Genomic DNA, 18169 nt, shown 5'->3' with positions numbered 1-18169 from the left:
TGCGGAATGTCTGGGGATGCCTGGCGGCGAGTCCGCTGACCGCTCGCTGTGCGGGTGTGGATAGCCGGCGACACCCGAGTCGCGTTCGGAGTACATTCACCTCAGCATCGGGTTCGCCATGAGCCTGTTCGCCGTCGTCGCCGTGCAGAAGAACGTGCGCGACATCGCCGCCTTCAACGCGGCGCACCCCGAGTTGGCGCACGCCCGCATCGACCCGCAGGACGCGTAGCGAGTCGATCTCGCGGCTCGCGCTTGACCCTCACACGGTGTCAGGCTGTCGAGTGGGATCACCATGTTGAACATCGGAGAGTTCGCCCGCCTGGCCGGCGTGTCGGTGCGGATGCTGCGTCACTACGACCAGCTCGGCCTGCTGCGCCCGCAGCAGGTCGATCCGCACAGCGGCTACCGCTCGTACTCCACGGCGCAGCTCGAACGCGCCAATCAGCTGATCGCCCTGAAAGACCTCGGGTTCACGCTCGAGCAGGTCGGCCGACTGCTGGATGACGGGCTGTCGGCCACGGCGGTCACGGCGTTGCTGCGAGAGCGCCGGCACGAACTGCGCGAGCAGCTCGAGGCCGACCAGCGGCGACTGCGGTCGGTCGAGGCGAGACTCCGAGCAATCGAGAAGGAGCATCCCATGTCCGCATTCATCGAGACGTCTCTGCCTGCACTGCGACTGGTCCAGCAGTCGGTGCGCATCGACGAGATGAACGAGATCGAAGACGCGATGGGCGGCATGTTCGGCCGCGTCAACGCCGCGATCGACGCCGCCGGCGCGTCCCGCACCGGGCCCGGCATCGCGACTTACACGGTCGACGGTGACGGCATGATCGCTGCGGCTGCCGAGCAGATCGCCGGGGACGACGTGCCTGCCGGGCTGGAGGCGGCGACCGTCGACGCGCAGCCGCGAGCGCTCACCGTCCGCTACACCGGCGCGGATCTCTCCGGCATCCAGAGTGCGTGGCAGGAGCTCGTCGCCGAGGTCGAGGCGCGAGGGCTCACACCGTCGGGCACGTGCCGCGAGGTCTACGAGTCGACGCCCTTCGACGGCCCCGGTGCCGAATGGTCGGTCGACCTGCAACAGCCCGTCGCGTGACCGGTGGCGTGCCGGTCACGCCACGCCGAACGGCGCCCGCAGCCTCCGAGGCCGCGGGCGCCGTTCGCTAGCATGGGGCCGCACCTTGCCCGAGATCACGCATCGGAGGACCGACATGGCCGCCCACTCCACCTCGCCGTTCCGCAGAGACTGGCATCCGGGGGAGGTGTGGGCTCAACTGCGCAAGCCGGTGTTCGTGCCGGCCGTCCTCGTGATCGCCGCGCTGATCGTCGTCGCGATCATGTTCTCCAGCGAAGAGGGCGACGCGTTCGCGGTGCTCAAAGACGCGATCACACAGGGCGTCGGCTGGTGGTACATCCTGGCGGCGACCGGCTTCGTCGTCTTCGCGTTGTACTGCGGACTCTCGCGCATCGGCAACATCAAGCTCGGTCGCGACGACGAAGAACCCGAGTTCTCGACCGTGTCGTGGTTCACGATGCTCTTCTCGGCGGGCATGGGCATCGGCCTCGTGTTCTACGGTGTCGCCGAGCCGCTGTCGCACCTGATGGTTCCGCCGGGCAACGCCGGGGTCGATCCTGAGACGACCGCGTCGGGCCGCCTCGCGATGGACCTCACGCTCTTCCATTGGGGACTGCATGCGTGGGCGATCTACGTCGTCGTGGGCCTCGGGCTCGCCTACATGACCTTCCGCCGCGGGCGACCCCTTTCGATCCGCTGGCTGCTCGAACCGATGATCGGACGCAAGCGCGTCGAAGGCTGGATCGGGCACACGATCGACGTCGTCGCCATCGTCGGCACGCTGTTCGGCGTCGCGACCTCGCTCGGCTTCGGCGTGCAGCAGATCAGTGCCGGTCTGACGTTCCTGGGTTGGGTGGAGCCGTCGCCGACGTTCACCGTCATCCTCATCGCCGTCGTCACCGGGCTTGCGACGCTGTCGGTCGTCTCCGGGCTCGACAAGGGCCTGAAGTGGCTGTCGAACATCAACATGTCGCTGGCCGCGCTGCTCGCGATCTTCGTGCTCGTGCTCGGCCCCACCCTCGTGCTCATCCAGGGCATGATCGCCAACACCGGCAGCTACATCGCCGCGCTCCCCGGGCTCATGCTCGAGACCTGGCCGCTGGCGACCGACACCTGGGCGGGCGATTGGACGATCTTCTACTGGGGCTGGTGGATGAGCTGGGCGCCGTTCGTCGGCATGTTCATCGCGCGCATCTCGCGCGGCCGCACCATCCGCCAGTTCGTCATGGGCGTGCTGCTGGCGCCCACGCTCATCGGCGTGATCTGGTTCACGATCTTCGGCGACTCCGCGATCCTCCGACAGCTGACCGAAGGCGACATGCTCACCGATGGCGCCGTGAACACGAACACGTCACTGTTCCAACTGCTCGAGACGTTCCCGATGGCGGTCGTCACGAGCGTGATCGCGATCGCGATCATCGTGTTCTTCTTCGTGACGTCGTCCGACTCGGGGTCGCTCGTCATCGACATCCTCGCCACCGGCGGTGCCACCGAGACGCCGCGGCTCACGCGCGTCATGTGGTCGGTGCTCGAGGGAGTCGCCGCTGCGGTGCTGCTGCTCGTGGGAGGGGCGGCATCCCTCACTGCGTTGCAGACCGCGTCGATCGCGACCGCCGTGCCGTTCTCGATCATCATGGTGCTCGCGTGCATCTCGTTGCTGCGCGCCTTCCACTGGGAGGTGCAGAACGCGCCGCAGTACGTGCGGGCGCGCCTGGCGACGCCGCCCGGCGGGGACGCGGCATCCACGACCGACGTGCCGAGATCGCGTCGTCGCGAGGTGATGACGACCCTCGCCGCGGGCCTGGGCATCGCGCGTCCCGAGCAGGTGACGCCCCTCGGGGACGGCGAGTTCCTCGTGTCGCTGCAGACGGTGCCGATCGATGCCGTCGACGTGGATGCCGCCGGTGTTGCGACCCTCGATGAGGAGCGCATCGCGCAGGACCCGATCGCCGGTGAGGTCTTCGACACCCCCGAGTTCGAGGCACTGCACGGGGCCGACGGCGACCACCCGCGCGGCGGGTAGCGCGCGCCGCGGCGTCGGCGCGCGTCACCAGATTCGGAGAATGCCTGCAGATTCGGGTGGATCCGGGCTCGGGATCCGAATCCGGCGACAATCTCCGAATCTGATGACGCCGCGGCGCCCGGCAGACCGGGGCGTCAGAAGATGATGGTGTGGTTGCCGTGGCGGATGACGCGGTCCTCGGCGTGCCAAAGGACCGCGCGCGAGAGCACCTGACGCTCGACATCGGCGCCGCGGCGGGTGAGCTCGGCCGATGAATCGGCGTGGGTGACGCGGACGGTGTCCTGCTCGATGATCGGGCCCTCGTCGAGGTCAGTCGTGACGTAGTGCGAGGTCGCGCCGATGAGCTTGACGCCGCGCTCCTTCGCCTTCTTGTACGGCTCGGCGCCGATGAAGGCGGGCAGGAACGAGTGGTGGATGTTGATGACCGGCACCCCGAGCTGCTCGAGGAAGTCGGCTGACAAGATCTGCATGTAGCGGGCGAGCACCACGAAGTCGACGTTGCCGACGAGCAGCTTCAAGATTTCGGCTTCGGATGCCGACTTGTCAGGCCCGGGCGTCGACGGCACGTGGAAGAACGGCACCCCGAACGAGCGCACATCGTCGGCCGCCGTCGTGTGGTTCGAGACCACCATCGGAATCGTCACCGGCAGGTCGCCTCGACGGTGCCGCCACAGCAGGTCGAGCAGGCAGTGGTCCTGCTTGGACGCGAGGATCGCCATGCGCTTGGGCACCGACTGGTCGGTCAGCGACCACTCCAACTCGAACGGCCGCAGTGTGCCGTCGATCTCCGCTTCGATCTGCGGGCGGTCGGCCGCGAAGTCGGGGCGGTGGAACACGACCCGCTGAAAGTACGCGCCGCCCGTCGGGTCGTCGGAGTACTGGTCGAAGGCGACGATGTTGCCGCCGATGCGGGTGATCATCGCCGAGACAGCCGCAACGATTCCCGGGGTGTCCTTGCCGTGCACGATGAGGCAGGCGTGGGCGGGGTGCAGCTGCGGGCTGGGCGACGTCATGCATCGATTCTGCCGTGTCCGAACCGGTGCACCGGCATCCGCACGCCTTGCGCCGTGCACAACTGCGGGGATTCTCGACGGCACGCCGGGCCTTGCACACGGTGCACGGCGTGTCGTTCTTGATCCCCGCAGTTGTGCACAGGCGGGGCCGCACGCCGAGAGCGAAACCTGATGCGGCGGTAGTCGGCTCCCGCGCAGGATGTGGGCATGCGCATCCTCATCCTCGGCGGCACGGTCTTCCTCTCTCGCGAGATCGCGCGGCAGGCGCTCGAACGCGGCCACGAGGTCACCTGCGTGAGCAGGGGCGACGGCATCCCCGACGGCGCGACGCACGTGCGCATCGACCGGGCGGCAGTTATCGACCCGGCGGCGCCGGCGTGGCAGGCGCTCGCCGCCCAGCGGTGGGATGCCGTGGTCGACGTCGCGCGCACACCGTCATGGATGCGCACGGCCTCGACGGCATTGGCGGATGCCGCGAAGCACTGGACATTCGTGTCGACCATCAACGTCTACGCAGACCTGTCGCACCCCGGTGCGTCGGCCGGCGGTGCGGTGCTCGTCGAACCGTCCGCCGCAGGAGACCTCGACAAGCTCGACTTCGTCGACGCTTCCGCGTAGCCGCCGCGAGGTCGTAGCCTGGCGCCATGAGGGCGCCCGTCACCGCACGCCGCCGGAACAGAGATCGCACCGGGCCGAAATCCTAGGGCGCGACGTACTCCTGGCGGACCGCACCGCGGGTGGCGCTCTCGATGTGCCCGAAGTCGCGATCCGAGTTGAGGATGACCGCGTCGTTGACGACCGCGTAGGCCGCGATGAGGCAATCGAAGGCTGCAGCCGCGCGCACGAGCCCTGAGCCCCACAGTGCCTGTTGGACGTCCAGGGCGTGCTGCTCGTCGGGGTGTTCCCAGGCGGGCAGGAGCTGCGCCATGTCCGAGCGGAGCTCTTCGTACTCCTGAGGTGTCCGGGCCGAGTGGCAGTACTCGAGCACCTGAGGAGGACAGGTGATGATCAGGTGAGCAGGTGAGAGCTCTCGGAGCTTTGTCGCGATTGTTTCGCTCGTTGACGCCTTCTGCCAGATGCTGTTGTCGACGAGGTAGGTCGTCACCGGTCGGCAGCTGTCGACGCGGGCGGGATCGTCGGTGCGTTGATCTGGTCGGGCTCGAACGTGCGCGCGATGATCCGCTCGACAGCTGCCGGTTGGCGACGGACGGCGATGAGCGTCCGCAGGGCGAGATCCACCGTTTCGCGATTGGAGGTCGTCCCGGCGAGTTCCTTCGCGTGGCGCAGCTCGTCTGGGTCGATATCGATTGACGTGACGGCCATGATTCCCCCTCCGTTGTATAGAGCAGTATATAAGGACACTGCCCCGTAGGCCTACGACCCCGCCGGGTACGGCTCCATCGCCTCGATGAACGCGTCGCGGTCGCTCTCGCTGAGTACCTCGCGCGACAGCATGAACAGCGTCAGGCCCTCCAAGGGCGCGTCGGTGCCGGCGACCTGGGCTTCGCGCGCCTGGCGGAACTGGCCGGTCGGGTCGCGGGTCAGGTCGGTGATGGTGGAGTAGCTGCTGAGCACGCCCGGCCAATCGTCCGCGTAGTACTCCCACACCGCCTGCTCCGAGGGCTCGGCGCTGCCGTAGAACTTCTCGGCGGTCTCGGGCGTAATCCCTGAATCGACGGTGTTGAACGCGGCGAAGTACTCGAATCCGTGACGGGCGAGCACGTCTTCGACCCGCGCCATCACCTCGGCCTTCAGACCCAGTTCGGTGATCGGCTCGAGCGTCGACCAGGATGCCGATGACGCGACCACGAGCATTGACTCACCGCCGTACCCGTTGCGCGCCGACCGGGTCGACGCGTCACCTGCCGGCACCCATCCGAAGCCGTACTCGGCGGTGAGCGTCTCGCGCACATCCGCCATCGCGGCATCCGCTGCGGCCGTCGTCTCTTCGAGCGACGGCTGGGCGAGCACCTCGTCCGCCGGCAGGTCCTTCACGCCGGGGAACGCCTCCCAGAACCGGTCCTCGTCCGAGACCGGTCCGAGCCCGGTCGTCGCGGCGCCCAACGCACTCATCGCTCCGACGGTGCCGACATTGACCAGCAGCGCGATCGTCAACGCGACCGCGGCGAGCTTGCGCCCGTCCGCCATCACCAGGCCCGCGACGATCACGCCGACCACGAGCAGCTGCAAGATCACCGTCGTGCCGTTCAGCAGCGCGGCGGGTGGCGCGAGCAGCAGGAGCACCAGCAGTGCGAGCGCGAACACCCCTGCCGCCACCAGCGCGACCCATCCGACGATGCGCCCGGCCGGTGTCGGCTGGGGCGGGGGAGGCAGCGGCACCCCGGACGGTGCCGGGCGGGGGATGCGGGTCGCGCCACGGTATCCGCCGGCGGGCGGCAGCGGCGGCGGCGCGGCGTCGTTGGTGAGCACGGTCTGCCCGTCGTCGGTCACCATGGGCGCTCCACCCCTCCGCCGGTGCCGTCGTCTTCTTGCTCGCGCTCGTCGCGCTCGGACTGCCCCTGCTCCAGCCGCTCCTTGATCTCGTCGAGCTCGTCTTCGGGCGGCGGCTGCGGCGACTCTTCGGCATCCTGCTCGTTGTCGTCGGGTACCGGCGGCGGCGGTTGCAGCTTCTCGCGCAGGCGCTGCTCCTGCTCGTCCAACGTCGTTTTGAGGCTGCGCTGCGGGTCGGGCGATTGCTCGTCGGCCTCGGCGGTACCGCACTCGGGCGGGGTGCCCAGCACGAGGTCGAGCGCCTCCTGATACAACGCGGCCGCGGCATCCGCATCACCCGCCGCCCGCGCGCGATCGCCCTGCCACTCCACGACCAGCGCCAGGTTCGACCGCACCGCGCACGCCTGCAATCCGTCGACCAGCACCACCGCCGTCTCGAGCGACGATCGCGCGGCGTCGAGGTCGCCCGCCGCGGCCTGGCCCACCCCGCTGTTGTAGTGCGCAAGATACGGCTCGAACCAGTTCAGTGGATGCTGCCCGCGCGCCGCCGCGATCGTGCCCTGCGCGTCCGCGGACTCGTGCGCGGCGATCGCCTGGTTCGCGAAGGTGTACATGCTCAGCAGCTTGACGACGAGTACGGCCGCCGCGAGCAGGATCGGGATCGACGCGAACCCGACGATCCGGCGGATCCGCTGCCGGCGCCTGTTCGCGGCGACCAGTGCAGCCGCCGCGGCAGCCGGGTCAGCCGGTGCGGGGGTGGATGCCGGGAGCGTCGCGGTCATGGTCGCCTCCCCGTGCGGGTGATGGCGCCGGCCTGCACGAACCGGCGGGTCGCGAGCGCGATCTCGACGCCCAGCAGCACCAGGACGGGAACCGCCAGCATCCACGTCAGCTCGGTGCGGGTCGCCGCCGTCCCCGACGCCGTCACGGTCTGCGTCGGCGCGGGCGGATAGTCCGGTTCGGTCGCGGCGTCGCGTCGCTGGTAGTCGACGCCGAGCTCGTCCGCGATCGTCTGCAGGGCCGCGTCATCGATCGTCGACAGCGCGGGTGCGCCCTGGTACTCGATGTATTCGCCTGCCGGGTCGCCGCCGACCGCGGTCGTGCGCATCGGGCCGCCTGCCTCGGTGCCGTAGCCGAAGACCGCACCCCCTGCCACCAGGGCGGCCGATGCATCGAACGACTCCGGGTCGTCGGATGCCGTCTGTTCACCGTCGCCGAAGTAGAACACCATCCGGGTGCGATCCGGAGACCGGTCGGCGGCATCGGCGAGCAGGTCGGCGACCGTGTCGGCGGCCACGCCGATCGAGCTTCCGCGTGACTGCGCGGTGGCCTCCGGGCGCAGCACCTCCACGGCCGTCATGACCGCGGTGGTGTCGGTGGTCAGCGGCAGTCGCACCTGCGCCGACGCGTCGAATGTGACCAGGGCGAACCGCGCGCCGGGGTACGCGTCAAGGAGCGCCGCGATGTCGCTGCGAACCCCTTCGATGCGGGGTCGGTCGCCGTCCCAGTCCTCCGCGACGATGCTTGCGGTGGTGTCCACGGCGAGCACGATGTCGGTCTGGGTGGCCACGGTCGTCACCTGCCCGTCGGGGATGCCGGGGCGCAACAGTATCGCGCCGCACAGCACGACGAGCAGCATCCTTCCCGCCCACACGGCTCGCGCCGTCGTGTCGCGGGCACGCACGAGCGCCATCACCGCGACGGCGAGCACCGCCGCGGTGAGCACGGCTACCAGCAGGGCGGGGATGATCGGCAGAAAGCTCATGCGCGCACCCTCCACGCGACCACGACCAGCCCTGCCACGAGCACGAACAGCACCGCCGGCCACACGCCGGGGTCGTCGGCGATCACGATCTCAGCCTCACCGCGCAGGAGCGTCGCGTCTTGCCGTTGCACCTCGGCGACGATGTCACCCACCGTTGTCGTCTCGCGCAGGCCGAACGCGTCGCCGCCGGTGGATCGGGCGGCCTCGGCGAGGGCGGCGCTCGTCGGGTTGGCGGGGTCGAAGATCGGATCGATCGAGTACAACCGCACGCCCAGCGATCGCGCGAAGTCGGCGGCCTGCTGCAGCGTGACCGTCTCGGCGCCGTTGATCTCGTTGTCGGTGGCGAAGATGATCGAGCGCGACCGGTCGTCTTCGGGGCGGTCGAACCCGAGCGTGCAGGCGGCCAGGCCGTCACCGATCAGCGATCCGCCGGGGCCGTTGAGCGTGCCTACCCAGTGCTCGGGCACCGACTCCACGAAGTCGAAGCTGTCGCGCATGTCAGTGAGGTGCGCTTCGATGAAGTCGTAGTCGTCGGTGAGGGGAAAGATCTGCACCGGCGAACTGTTGAAGATCGTCAGACCGATCCGCTCACCCTCGAACCCGGGGAGCAGCTCCTGGAACACGTCGAGCACTTCGGCGTCGACCTCGGTCATCGAACCGGACACATCGAGGCACAGGACGATGTCGCGATTGCGCGTCTCGGGCTCGATCGACTGGACCGACATCGGCCGTGCCGCGACGAGGCCCCCGATGGCCACGGCGACGACCGCCAGCGCGACCAGCGCGCTCGCCGTCAGGCGGCGTCTCCGCACGGCGGCACGCACGCCGGGCAGCGATCGGATGCGCTCGGCCCGCGCAATCGGAGCCGCCCCGGCGCCGCCAGCCCGTCGGCGACCCGACAGCACCCCGGCCACGATCCCGCCCACAGTTCCGCCCACGATGGCGACCGCGGCGAGCAGCAGCATCCACGGCATTGCTAGCTCCACGACTGCACCACCTGACGTGCCGCAGCCGCACCGGCTGTCGGGTCGATGGCGGGGCCGCGTCGGAACAGCGACGGGTAGTAGTGGCGCTGCAGGGCGTCGACGAGGCTCGGGTGCACCCCGCGGTCGGCGAGGTCGCGCAGGCTCAGCACCGGCGCTTCGAGGCCGCTGTATTCGTTGACGTACCCGCGGGCGAGGCGGCTGAGTTCGAGGTTCGCGTGGCGGGCGTCCAGTGCCCCGGCGCGGTACGCGTGCTCCACGGCGTCGATGCGGGTGAGGTACTCGCCGCGCAGGTGCGCGATCGCCGCGCCGACCACGTCGAACGGTTCGACCTCGCGCGGTTGCGGGCGCGGGCGCTTCGGCGCCGTGAGCGCGAGCACGATCCATGCCAACACCACCACGAGTGCGATGATCCCCACGGCCAGCACGATCCAGCCCCAGCCGTACTGCGCCGGCGGATACAGCTCACCCGACATGCGACCTCCGCTCGAGCATCGCCAACAGTCCGGCGACGGCGTCATCGCGACCGCCGATCTCGGCGTGCGAGACCGCGACGCGGTCGAACAGCTCGCGGCGGCGGGTGTCCTCGGCATCCCGCATCGCCCGGATCTCGGCCAACACCTCACGGTCGCCGTGCAAGAACGCCGGCACCTGCCACGCGCTGTCGACATCGACCCGCGGGCGTGCCGAATCGGTCTTGAGCACCGGGGCGCCGTCGCGGATCGTGACCCACAGCAGGTCGTGCTGCACCCGCAGCCGCCGGATGAGCCGTTCCTCGTCGGCGGTGACGGGGGCCTCGTCGGTGACCACGACCATGATCATGCGACGCGACACCGAGCGCACCACGGCATCGAGCAGTCCCGGCCGGTCGCCGTGATGCTGCGACGTCGCCATGGCGGCATCCACGGCACGCAGTGCGCGCTCCAGGCCGCTCTCGCCCGAGGTGGGCCGCTCACGACGGATGCCGCCGGCATCGCCGTGCACGATGGCGACCTCGTCACCGTGCCGCACTGCGAGCAGCCCCAGTACGCCCGTGATCAGAATCGCGAGGTCGCGCTTCGGGATGTCGTCCTCGGCCAGCGCGCGCATCGACGCGCTGCTGTCGACCGCGAGCAGCACGGTGTGGCGACGCGTCGTGCGCATGCGCTTGACGAACGGCTCGCCGTAGCGTGCGGTCGCCTTCCAGTCGATGTCGCGCACCTCGTCGCCCGGCTGATACTCCCGCAGATCCTCCACGTCGAGGCTCCGCCCGTGATGCAGCGACGCGTACGCGCCGTCGAGCGGATGCATCGAACGGTGCGTCGAGCGGATGAACAGGCGGCTGCGCACCCTGGCGAGGAGGCCGGCCATGATCAGGGCGTCGCGACGGCGCCGAAGATCTCGTCGATCAGCTCTTCGCTGCGAACGCCCTCGGCCTCGGCCTCGTACGTCAGCAGCACGCGGTGGCGAAGCACCGGGTACCGCAGCTCCCGGATGTCTTCGGGCAGCACGTGGTCGCGCCCTGCCAGCAGTGCCAGCGCGCGCGACGCCTGCAGGAACGCGATGCTCGCGCGCGGGCTCGCGCCGTATTTGATGAGCCGGGCGCGGTCTTCGCCGATGTACTGCGCAGCGTTGCGGGTGACGTAGGCGAGGCCCACGATGTAGTTGCGGATCGCGGCGGAGACGTGCACGCGTCGCGCGATGTCTTGCAGGGCCGCGACGTCGTCGACGGTGACCGCACCGGGCACGTGCACATCGGGGTCGAGCACGCCGGTGTCGAGGCGGTCGAGCACCTCGCGCTCCTCCTGCGGGGTCGGATAGTCGACGATCTCTTTGATGAGAAAGCGGTCCATCTGCGCCTCGGGCAACGCGTGCGTGCCCTCTTGGTCGATCGGGTTCTGCGTCGCCATCACCAAGAACGGGCGGGGCACCCGGTGGGCCTCCCCACCGATCGTCGTCTGGCGCTCCTGCATCGCCTCGAGCATCGCCGACTGCGTCTTCGCGCTTGACCGGTTGATCTCATCGAGCAGCACGAAGTTGGCGTGCACGGGTCCGAGCACCGTGCGGAACGACCCGGACGACGCGTCGTACACCTGCGTGCCGATGATGTCGCTCGGCATGAGGTCGGGCGTGCACTGGATGCGGTGGAAACTCGCGCGGACGGTGTCGGCGAGCGTGCTCGCCGCCGTGGTCTTCGCCAAGCCCGGGACGGATTCGAGCAGCACGTGACCGCCGGCGATCAGCGCGATCAGCAGGCTCGTGCGCAGACGGGTCTGCCCGACCACCCGGGAGGAGAACGCGGTGGTGACCGTCGAGATGACCGACGTCGCGCGGGCGAGCTCGTCGGGCGTCAGGTCAGAAGCGGATGCAGTCACTGCGGCCCTTTCGCCGGGGACGGGGCACACGCGGCGTGCAACCCCCAGGGCAAGCGTAACCACTCGTTCGGAGAGGGTAGACATCTACCGGTTCCTGATCTACCGCGGTAGAATCGGCCTATGAGCCTGAATATCAAGAACGAGCAGACGCACGCGCTCGTCCGCGAACTGGCGCAGCTGACCGGCATGAGCCAGACCAGCGCGGTCGAAGACGCAGTCCGCCGCCGACTCGACGAGCTGCGCGGCGGCGGTCAGCCGCGGCGGTTCAGCCCGGCCGAGGAGGCGCGCAAGCTCGCGGCGATCGAGCGGATCGTGGCCGCGTTCCACGCCGAGACGACACCCGAACAGCGCGAGAACATGGTCGACCACGGTTGGCTCTACGACGAGATGGGGCTGCCCAAGTGATCGTCGACACCTCGGCCCTCCTCGCCATCCTTCAGAACGAGGAGTCTGCGGATGCGGCAGTCGCGACGCTCATCGCATCTGCGCCCCGCATTGCTGCGCCCACGCTGGTCGAGGCAAGAGTCGTCGTCGGTGCGCGATACGGCGTGGTCGGGTTGCGTCGACTCGAGGCGCTGCTCCGACAGTTCGAGATCGAGGTCGCCGCCTTCGACGAGCGACATGCCGATGCGGCCGCGCTGTCCTACAGGGAGTTCGGCAAAGGATCCCGGCACCCCGCCCAGCTCAACCTCGGCGACACGTTCAGCTACGCACTGGCATCCGTCGAAGACGAGCCGCTCCTGTACGTCGGCGACGACTTCTCGCGCACCGACATCCGTTCCGCGCTGGAGGAGTACGGCGGCTGAGGGCGCTCGCCGGAACCAGCCCTTCGCCTCACTCCGGCAGCGAAGGATGCCGCTCGATCGTGGGGCGCTGGGGGATGAAGGCGGCGAGCACGAGCGCGATGACCGCAGCGGCGCCGCCGAGCACGAACGACAGGTCGTAGGCGACGTGCGTCGGCACGTTCACGCCGTTCTGCACGGTGGTGAAGGTGGCGAGCACGGCGCCGATGACGGCGGCGGCGGTCGAGGTGCCGAGCGAGCGGAACAGGGCGTTCAGCCCGTTCGAGGCGCCGGTCTCGCTGGGCGGCACCGAGCGCATGATGAGCATGGGCATGGCGGCGTACCCGAAACCGATGCCGACGCCGACGAGCAGGTTGGCGACGAGCACATGCCACACCTCGTCCGACCACAGCAGCGAGAAGCCGTAGGCGACGATGAGGGCGATCGCTCCCATCACGAGCAGTCGACGCGGGCCGACCGTGCGTGCCAGGCGCCCCGAGTACGGCGAGAGCACCATCATCACGAGGCCGGCCGGTGCGATCACGAGGCTCGCGGCGAGCAGGGTGAGTCCCATGCCTGCCGGGGCGGGCAGTTCGAGCAGCTGCGGGTACGACACGTTCGAGCTGAAGAGCGAGAAGCCCATCGCCATCGACGCGATGTTCGTGAGCAGCACGGGGCGCCTGGCCGCGACGCGCAGGTCGAGGAGTGGCTGCGCGATGCGCAATTCGTACCAGCCCCACACGAGCAGCACCGCGAGTCCGCCGAGCCCGCACGCGAGGACGGCGGGGGAGGTCCAGCCCCATTCGTTGCCGCGTGAGACGGCGAGCAGGATGCCGGTGAGTCCCGCCGCGAGGCCCGCGGCGCCCACGTAGTCGAAGCGGCCCGCGGTGCGCAGCACACTCACCGGCACGATCCACAGCACGAGGGCGAACACGACAGCGCCCATGCCGGCCGCCATCCAGAACAGTGCGTGCCAGTCGGCGTACTGCGTGACGAGCGCTGACAGCGGCATCCCGAGTGCACCGCCGACGCCCATCGTCGCGCTGATGAGCGCGATCGCGCTGTCGACGCGGTCGCTGTGCAGCACGTCCCGCAGGATCGAGATGCCGAGGGGCACGACGCCGGTGACGGCGCCTTGCAGTGCGCGGCCGATGATGACCCCGACGATGTCGGTCGACAGCGCGGCGATCACCGAGCCGACGACGAGCACTGCGAGCAGCACGAGCACGATGCGCCGTTTGCCGTACATGTCGCCCAGGCGGCCCGAGATCGGGGTGATGACCGCTGCGGCCAGCAGTGTCGCGGTGACGACCCACGCGGTGTCTTCGCGGCTCGCGTGCAGCAGTTCGGGCAGTTTCGCCTGGATCGGCACGACGAGCGTGAACATGAACGACGACGCGAGCCCGGCGATCGCGAGCACGGCGACGATGGCGCCCTGGGGCGGTACCCGGGTGAGTCTGCTGCGCTCGTCGTCCGGGTGTCCCACTGCCTCAGGCTACCGGCGTGACAACCCCCCGAGGGCCGAGCCGGGCGGCCTCCTGCAGGGCGGCGGTGACGGCGTCGAGCCAGCGGCCGACGTGCACGCGGGCCTCGGAGGTGTCGGGGAAGCGGATGCGAAGGTGCAGCCCGTCGTCGCCGGCGAGGAACCAGATCATGACCCCGTCGGTCTGCGTCGCCGCCGACACCCACTGCACCTCGGTCGCGCCCGGCACCTCGATCGGGATGCGGCGGGCGTCCAACCACGACACGGCGAACATGCCGGGGGTCGCCGGCATCCCTCCCCACGGCGCGAGGATCGGGGCGAGCGGATGCGAGCCGAGCGCGAGCGCACGCTTGACGGCCGCGGCACCGGATGCCGGGTCGTCGGCGTCGCAGTCGATCACCGCGTTCGTGATGAACCATCCGACGCCCTCGTGCCACCGCGGCTCGAACCGACTGTGCACGGGGAAGACGGCGCGCAGCGGGGCATCGGCGACGCGACGGGTCACTTCGGTCAGCAGCGAGACCGCGAGGGCGGCCACACGCACACCCGCGGCGTCGGCGCGCGCACCGAGTCGGGCATAGCCGTCGGCGTCGAGCACGTCGCGCACCACGACGATCTCGTCGCGCGGCGAGGAGAGGTCGCCGAGCGGCAGCGGAAAGACGGGCATGAGTCCGCCGCCGTCGGCCATGATCCGCTCCCACTGCGCCGTGACGTCGGCGGGGGCGGGCGGCGCGGCCTCGAGGAGGCGTGTGTGCTCGGCGAAGGCGGGCGCCTCCGCGAGCGGGCCGCTGTTTTTCAGGGCATCAACGAGATCGCGGGCGAGGATGAGCAGTGACCACATGTCGAGGTGGGAGTGGTCCGACGCGATCACCACCACGGGCGGTTCGTCGCCGGTCTCGAGCAGCGCGACCCGGTGGCTGGGTGCACCGAACGGCCGACATGCGGCATCCAGCACGCCACGCAGCACCGCCCGCGGGTCGTCGGTGATCGCGTGCTCCTGCCACTCGGGATCGCCGGGCGTCGCCTCGTGCAGGGTCAGGCCGTCGGCATCCGCCGAGACGACCGTGCGGAGCGTCCCGTGGCGCGCGACGACGGCCGCCCATGCCCGCCCGATCGCCTCGCGCTCAACCGGGCCCGGCAGGCGGAACGACAGGGCCATCCACGACCCGGCGCGGTCGCCGGCTTCGAGGTGCCGGCGCTGGTCGAACGAGATCGGCAGCGGCCGCCGCGGGTCGGGCGTCAGGGGAATCGTGCACGTCGACAGGCGCCCCGTCGAAGCGCCTTCGGGCAGCGCCAGCTGCAGCACATGTGTCAGTCGCATTGCGCCGTAGTGTAGGGCCACGGGATTTCCACTCTGCGACAGGGAGGCGTCGTGCACACACTCGACCTCGGCACCGCGCAACTCGCCTACGATCTCGCCGGCGAATCCGGCCCGCTCGTCGTGCAGCTGCACGGCCTCACCTCCAGTCGTGAACGCGACGCGCTGCTGGGCCTCGACCTCGGCCGGTCGCTGCGGTCGCACCGCATCCTGCGCTATGACGCGCGGGGTCACGGCGCTTCGACGGGCAGCCCGGGTGCCGCCGACTACGGCTGGGACCACCTCGCTGACGACCTGCTGGCCTTGCTCGACCACGTCGCGCCGGGCGAGAAGGTGCACGGGGTCGGCGCATCGATGGGCGCTGCCACGCTGCTGCACGCCGCGGTGAAGGATGCCGGGCGCTTCGCGACGCTCACCCTCGTCACGCCGCCGACCGCGTGGAAGACCCGTGCCGCGCAGGCCGGGCACTACCTCGAGGGCGCATCGCTCATCGAGGCGAAGGGCATCGCCGCGTTCGAAGAGATCGGCAGCACCGCACCGGTACCGCCGGCCCTCGCCGATGCACCCGCGACCCGGCCCTCCGTGGCCGAAGCGCTGCTGCCCACGGTGCTGCGCGGAGCCGCGGCGACGGACTTTCCCGCGGCCGATGCGGTGCGCGGCATCCGCGTGCCGACGCTCATCCTCGCGTGGGCGCAGGACCCCACCCACCCGCTGCGGACGGCCCGGCGCCTGGGCGAACTGATCGACGACAGCAACGTCGTCGTCGCCCGCACCCCGTACGGCGTGACGGCATGGCCCGGACTATTCGCCGAGCACGTGCTGACGGTCGGTGCCGGCGCACCCGAGACGGGCGCGATCGCGCTGCCCGGCGCGGTGTCGCAGGCCGCCATCCCAGCGCCGGGTTCGGGTGAGATCGAGATCCGCCCACTCGACACGGCAGACCTGTGCGCTGCGGGGGCGGCGGTGCTCGACGCGGTGTGGTCGGATCGCGGTTCGATGCCCGCGAACCTGCTGCGCGCGCTCGAACACTCCGGCAACTATGTCGTCGGACTGTTCGACGGCGACCGCATGATCGGCGCCTCCGCGGCGTTCTTCGCCGGCCCCACAGAGCGGTCGATGCACTCGCACATCACCGGCATCCTGCCCGGCTACCAGGCGAAGGGCCTCGGGCGCGTGCTGAAGCAGCACCAGCGCGAGTGGGCCCTCGCGAGGTCGGTCGGACACATCACCTGGACCTTCGATCCGCTCGTGGCCCGCAACGCGCACTTCAACCTGATCGTGCTCGGCGCGCGTGCCACCGAGTACCTCGTCGACCACTATGGGCCCATGACCGACGGCGTCAACCGCGGCGACGAGACCGACCGGCTGCTCGTGTCGTGGGCGGTTGCCGCCGCACGCCCGCACACCCCCGCCGAAAGCGACATCGTCGACACCGTGCCGCTGCCGCGCGACATCGAAGCGCTGCGGCGCACCGACCAGGCCGAGGCGGAGGTGTGGCGGCGACGCGTGCGCGAACGGTTCCAGCAGCTGTACGCCGAGGGCCTCGTCGTCGGCGGCTACCGCGACAACGCAGGCTACCTGTTCGTCCGCCGGGCATGATCGGCGCGCGTGAGGGCAGTGCGGCATCCGCGGTGAGCGTGCGCGACGGGGTCTCCATGCCGCCATCCTGACCCGCCGTCGCTAGCCTGGCGGCATGCCGATCACGAGTCCCGCTTCCGCCGTCCGCCTCGAGGGCTTCGAGCTGCTCGTGCTGCACCTGCCGCTCGTCTCACCATTCACGACCTCGTTCGGCACCGAGACGGTGCGAGAGGTCATCGTCGTGCGGGCGCGCACGGCCGACGGCGACGGGTGGGGCGAGATCGTGACACAGCAGGCCCCCCTTTACTCCAGCGAATACACGCAGGGCGCGTGGGACGTCGCGCAGCGCTTCCTCGCGCCGGCGCTGCTCGACCGCGGCACGGTCGCCCCGCATGAGGTCGCGGGCGTGCTCGAACCGTTCGTCGGCCACCGCATGGTCAAGGCAGGTCTCGAGCTGGCGGTTCTCGACGCCGCGCTCCGCGCCGACGGCATCTCACTGGCGACCCACCTCGGCGCGACGACCGACCGCATTCCGAGCGGGGTGTCGGTCGGCATCCAGCGCGATCCTGCGGCACTCGTCGACGCCGTCGCCGGCTACCTGGATGCCGGGTACGTGCGGATCAAGATCAAGATCAAGCCCGGTCGTGACGTCGACGACACCGCGGCGGTGCGGGCCGCGTTCGGCGAGATTCCGCTGCAGGTGGATGCGAACTCGGCGTACACACTCGCCGACGCCGACACGCTCGCCGAACTCGACCGGTTCGACCTGCTGCTGATCGAGCAGCCGTTGCAGGAGGATGACATCGTCGACCACGCGACGCTCGCGAAGCGCCTGCAGACGCCGGTATGCCTCGACGAGTCGATCGTCTCGCGCAAGGCCGCGGCCGACGCCCTCGCACTCGGGTCGGCGTCGATCATCAACATCAAGGCCGGCCGGGTCGGCGGATACCTCGAGGCCGTCGCGATCCATGACCTCTGTCGTGATGCAGGGGTGCCGGTGTGGTGCGGCGGCATGCTCGAGACCGGCATCGGCCGGGCCGCGAACGCCGCGCTCGCCGCCCTGCCCGGCTTCACACTGCCCGGTGACGTCTCGGCATCGGACCGCTTCTACACGCGAGACATCGTCACCGAGCCCGTCGTGCTCGAGGACGGCCACGTCCGGGTGCCGACCGCACCGGGCCTTGGCGTCGAAATCGATTCCGACGCGTTGGAGGGGTTCACGGTCGAGGCCGTCACGGTGTGATTTCGCCCTGAAATCAAGGGTTTCAGCCTCATCGGGCAGACACGCCGTCGGTGCGTGTTGCATCTCGCTCCATGTCGAGCGTATGATCGCGCTCGGAAGCG

The 18169-nt window shown here is 70.0% G+C and carries 19 protein-coding genes; 7 read left to right on the top strand and 12 right to left on the bottom strand.

The annotated features are described in order from the left end of the window. The first annotated feature begins 292 nt into the window (after window positions 1-292). Together ACSF8R_RS06690 and ACSF8R_RS06685 are read left to right on the top strand one after the other, a co-directional pair. Window positions 293-1096, top strand: a complete 804-nt coding sequence (locus tag ACSF8R_RS06690) for a MerR family transcriptional regulator (protein WP_434811087.1) — start codon at window positions 293-295, stop codon at window positions 1094-1096. 115 nt (window positions 1097-1211) lie between these two features. Beyond that, on the top strand, window positions 1212-3098 hold the full coding sequence (locus ACSF8R_RS06685; RefSeq protein WP_434811086.1) for a BCCT family transporter: 1887 nt from the start codon (window positions 1212-1214) through the stop codon (window positions 3096-3098). Window positions 3099-3232: 134 nt separating this feature from the next. On the opposite strand, the gene purU is transcribed toward ACSF8R_RS06685, so the two are convergent. Next, window positions 3233-4111, bottom strand: a complete 879-nt coding sequence (gene purU, locus ACSF8R_RS06680; RefSeq protein ID WP_434811085.1) for a formyltetrahydrofolate deformylase — start codon at window positions 4109-4111, stop codon at window positions 3233-3235. 207 nt (window positions 4112-4318) lie between these two features. Here purU and ACSF8R_RS06675 point away from each other — a divergent pair, with 207 nt between their 5' ends. After that, on the top strand, window positions 4319-4729 hold the full coding sequence (locus ACSF8R_RS06675) for an NAD-dependent epimerase/dehydratase family protein (protein WP_434811084.1): 411 nt from the start codon (window positions 4319-4321) through the stop codon (window positions 4727-4729). A gap of 82 nt (window positions 4730-4811) precedes the next feature. On the opposite strand, the gene ACSF8R_RS06670 is transcribed toward ACSF8R_RS06675, so the two are convergent. Genes ACSF8R_RS06670 through ACSF8R_RS06630 form a run of 9 tightly spaced genes read right to left on the bottom strand, consistent with a single transcriptional unit; the run spans window position 4812 to window position 11664 of the window. After that, the gene (locus tag ACSF8R_RS06670; RefSeq protein ID WP_434811083.1) at window positions 4812-5216 is read right to left on the bottom strand and encodes a PIN domain-containing protein; all 405 of its coding nucleotides are present in this window, start codon (window positions 5214-5216) and stop codon (window positions 4812-4814) included. Beyond that, a complete protein-coding gene (locus ACSF8R_RS06665) occupies window positions 5213-5434 on the bottom strand; it encodes a type II toxin-antitoxin system VapB family antitoxin (RefSeq protein ID WP_434811082.1) in 222 nt (73 codons plus the stop codon). Before ACSF8R_RS06665 ends, ACSF8R_RS06670 begins: the two co-directional genes overlap by 4 nt. 51 nt (window positions 5435-5485) lie before the next feature. Further along, entirely contained in the window at window positions 5486-6565 is a 1080-nt protein-coding gene (locus ACSF8R_RS06660; protein ID WP_434811081.1) for a hypothetical protein, read from the bottom strand. Continuing rightward, complete coding sequence (locus tag ACSF8R_RS06655; RefSeq protein WP_434811080.1) at window positions 6559-7344, bottom strand: hypothetical protein; 786 nt, start codon at window positions 7342-7344, stop codon at window positions 6559-6561. Before ACSF8R_RS06655 ends, ACSF8R_RS06660 begins: the two co-directional genes overlap by 7 nt. Continuing rightward, entirely contained in the window at window positions 7341-8327 is a 987-nt protein-coding gene (locus ACSF8R_RS06650; RefSeq protein WP_434811079.1) for a vWA domain-containing protein, read from the bottom strand. Before ACSF8R_RS06650 ends, ACSF8R_RS06655 begins: the two co-directional genes overlap by 4 nt. After that, complete coding sequence (locus ACSF8R_RS06645) at window positions 8324-9301, bottom strand: vWA domain-containing protein (RefSeq protein WP_434811078.1); 978 nt, start codon at window positions 9299-9301, stop codon at window positions 8324-8326. Before ACSF8R_RS06645 ends, ACSF8R_RS06650 begins: the two co-directional genes overlap by 4 nt. A gap of 2 nt (window positions 9302-9303) precedes the next feature. Further along, complete coding sequence (locus ACSF8R_RS06640) at window positions 9304-9786, bottom strand: hypothetical protein (RefSeq protein ID WP_434811077.1); 483 nt, start codon at window positions 9784-9786, stop codon at window positions 9304-9306. After that, window positions 9776-10660, bottom strand: coding sequence for a DUF58 domain-containing protein (locus ACSF8R_RS06635; protein ID WP_434811076.1), 885 nt, complete (start codon window positions 10658-10660; stop codon window positions 9776-9778). The genes ACSF8R_RS06640 and ACSF8R_RS06635 overlap by 11 nt, the downstream gene beginning before the upstream one ends. Before the next feature lie 2 nt (window positions 10661-10662). Beyond that, window positions 10663-11664: an AAA family ATPase gene (locus ACSF8R_RS06630; protein ID WP_434811075.1), complete on the bottom strand. Its 1002-nt coding sequence runs from the start codon at window positions 11662-11664 to the stop codon at window positions 10663-10665. Between the two features lie 120 nt (window positions 11665-11784). Here ACSF8R_RS06630 and ACSF8R_RS06625 point away from each other — a divergent pair, with 120 nt between their 5' ends. Beyond that, complete coding sequence (locus ACSF8R_RS06625) at window positions 11785-12069, top strand: type II toxin-antitoxin system VapB family antitoxin (protein WP_434811074.1); 285 nt, start codon at window positions 11785-11787, stop codon at window positions 12067-12069. Beyond that, a complete protein-coding gene (locus tag ACSF8R_RS06620; RefSeq protein ID WP_434811073.1) occupies window positions 12066-12470 on the top strand; it encodes a type II toxin-antitoxin system VapC family toxin in 405 nt (134 codons plus the stop codon). The genes ACSF8R_RS06625 and ACSF8R_RS06620 overlap by 4 nt, the downstream gene beginning before the upstream one ends. Before the next feature lie 28 nt (window positions 12471-12498). Here the strand turns inward: ACSF8R_RS06620 and ACSF8R_RS06615 are convergent, their stop codons facing one another. Beyond that, complete coding sequence (locus ACSF8R_RS06615) at window positions 12499-13932, bottom strand: MFS transporter (protein ID WP_434811072.1); 1434 nt, start codon at window positions 13930-13932, stop codon at window positions 12499-12501. Between the two features lie 4 nt (window positions 13933-13936). Further along, complete coding sequence (locus tag ACSF8R_RS06610) at window positions 13937-15250, bottom strand: peptide synthetase (protein ID WP_434811071.1); 1314 nt, start codon at window positions 15248-15250, stop codon at window positions 13937-13939. 51 nt (window positions 15251-15301) lie between these two features. Between ACSF8R_RS06610 and ACSF8R_RS06605 the strand changes: the two genes are divergently transcribed. Next, window positions 15302-16846 carry an alpha/beta fold hydrolase gene (locus ACSF8R_RS06605; RefSeq protein WP_434811070.1) on the top strand — a complete coding sequence of 515 codons (1545 nt, stop codon included), beginning with the start codon at window positions 15302-15304 and terminating at the stop codon, window positions 16844-16846. Window positions 16847-16940: 94 nt separating this feature from the next. After that, the gene (menC, locus tag ACSF8R_RS06600) at window positions 16941-18068 is read left to right on the top strand and encodes an o-succinylbenzoate synthase (RefSeq protein WP_434811069.1); all 1128 of its coding nucleotides are present in this window, start codon (window positions 16941-16943) and stop codon (window positions 18066-18068) included. Window positions 18069-18169: the final 101 nt, after the last annotated feature.

This window comes from Microbacterium sp. bgisy189, from assembly GCF_965345345.1.
Classification (GTDB): Bacteria; Actinomycetota; Actinomycetes; order Actinomycetales; family Microbacteriaceae; genus Microbacterium.
This window is presented reverse-complemented; position numbering and strand designations above follow the sequence as displayed.

Coding starts and splice junctions, on each gene's coding strand:
- ACSF8R_RS06690 (WP_434811087.1), top strand. CDS start 293: ATGTTGAACATCGGAGAGTTCGCCCGCCTGGCCGGCGTGTCGGTGCGG.
- ACSF8R_RS06685 (WP_434811086.1), top strand. CDS start 1,212: ATGGCCGCCCACTCCACCTCGCCGTTCCGCAGAGACTGGCATCCGGGG.
- purU (WP_434811085.1), bottom strand. CDS start 4,111: ATGACGTCGCCCAGCCCGCAGCTGCACCCCGCCCACGCCTGCCTCATC.
- ACSF8R_RS06675 (WP_434811084.1), top strand. CDS start 4,319: ATGCGCATCCTCATCCTCGGCGGCACGGTCTTCCTCTCTCGCGAGATC.
- ACSF8R_RS06665 (WP_434811082.1), bottom strand. CDS start 5,434: ATGGCCGTCACGTCAATCGATATCGACCCAGACGAGCTGCGCCACGCG.
- ACSF8R_RS06660 (WP_434811081.1), bottom strand. CDS start 6,565: ATGGTGACCGACGACGGGCAGACCGTGCTCACCAACGACGCCGCGCCG.
- ACSF8R_RS06655 (WP_434811080.1), bottom strand. CDS start 7,344: ATGACCGCGACGCTCCCGGCATCCACCCCCGCACCGGCTGACCCGGCT.
- ACSF8R_RS06650 (WP_434811079.1), bottom strand. CDS start 8,327: ATGAGCTTTCTGCCGATCATCCCCGCCCTGCTGGTAGCCGTGCTCACC.
- ACSF8R_RS06645 (WP_434811078.1), bottom strand. CDS start 9,301: ATGCCGTGGATGCTGCTGCTCGCCGCGGTCGCCATCGTGGGCGGAACT.
- ACSF8R_RS06640 (WP_434811077.1), bottom strand. CDS start 9,786: ATGTCGGGTGAGCTGTATCCGCCGGCGCAGTACGGCTGGGGCTGGATC.
- ACSF8R_RS06635 (WP_434811076.1), bottom strand. CDS start 10,660: ATGGCCGGCCTCCTCGCCAGGGTGCGCAGCCGCCTGTTCATCCGCTCG.
- ACSF8R_RS06625 (WP_434811074.1), top strand. CDS start 11,785: ATGAGCCTGAATATCAAGAACGAGCAGACGCACGCGCTCGTCCGCGAA.
- ACSF8R_RS06610 (WP_434811071.1), bottom strand. CDS start 15,250: ATGCGACTGACACATGTGCTGCAGCTGGCGCTGCCCGAAGGCGCTTCG.
- menC (WP_434811069.1), top strand. CDS start 16,941: ATGCCGATCACGAGTCCCGCTTCCGCCGTCCGCCTCGAGGGCTTCGAG.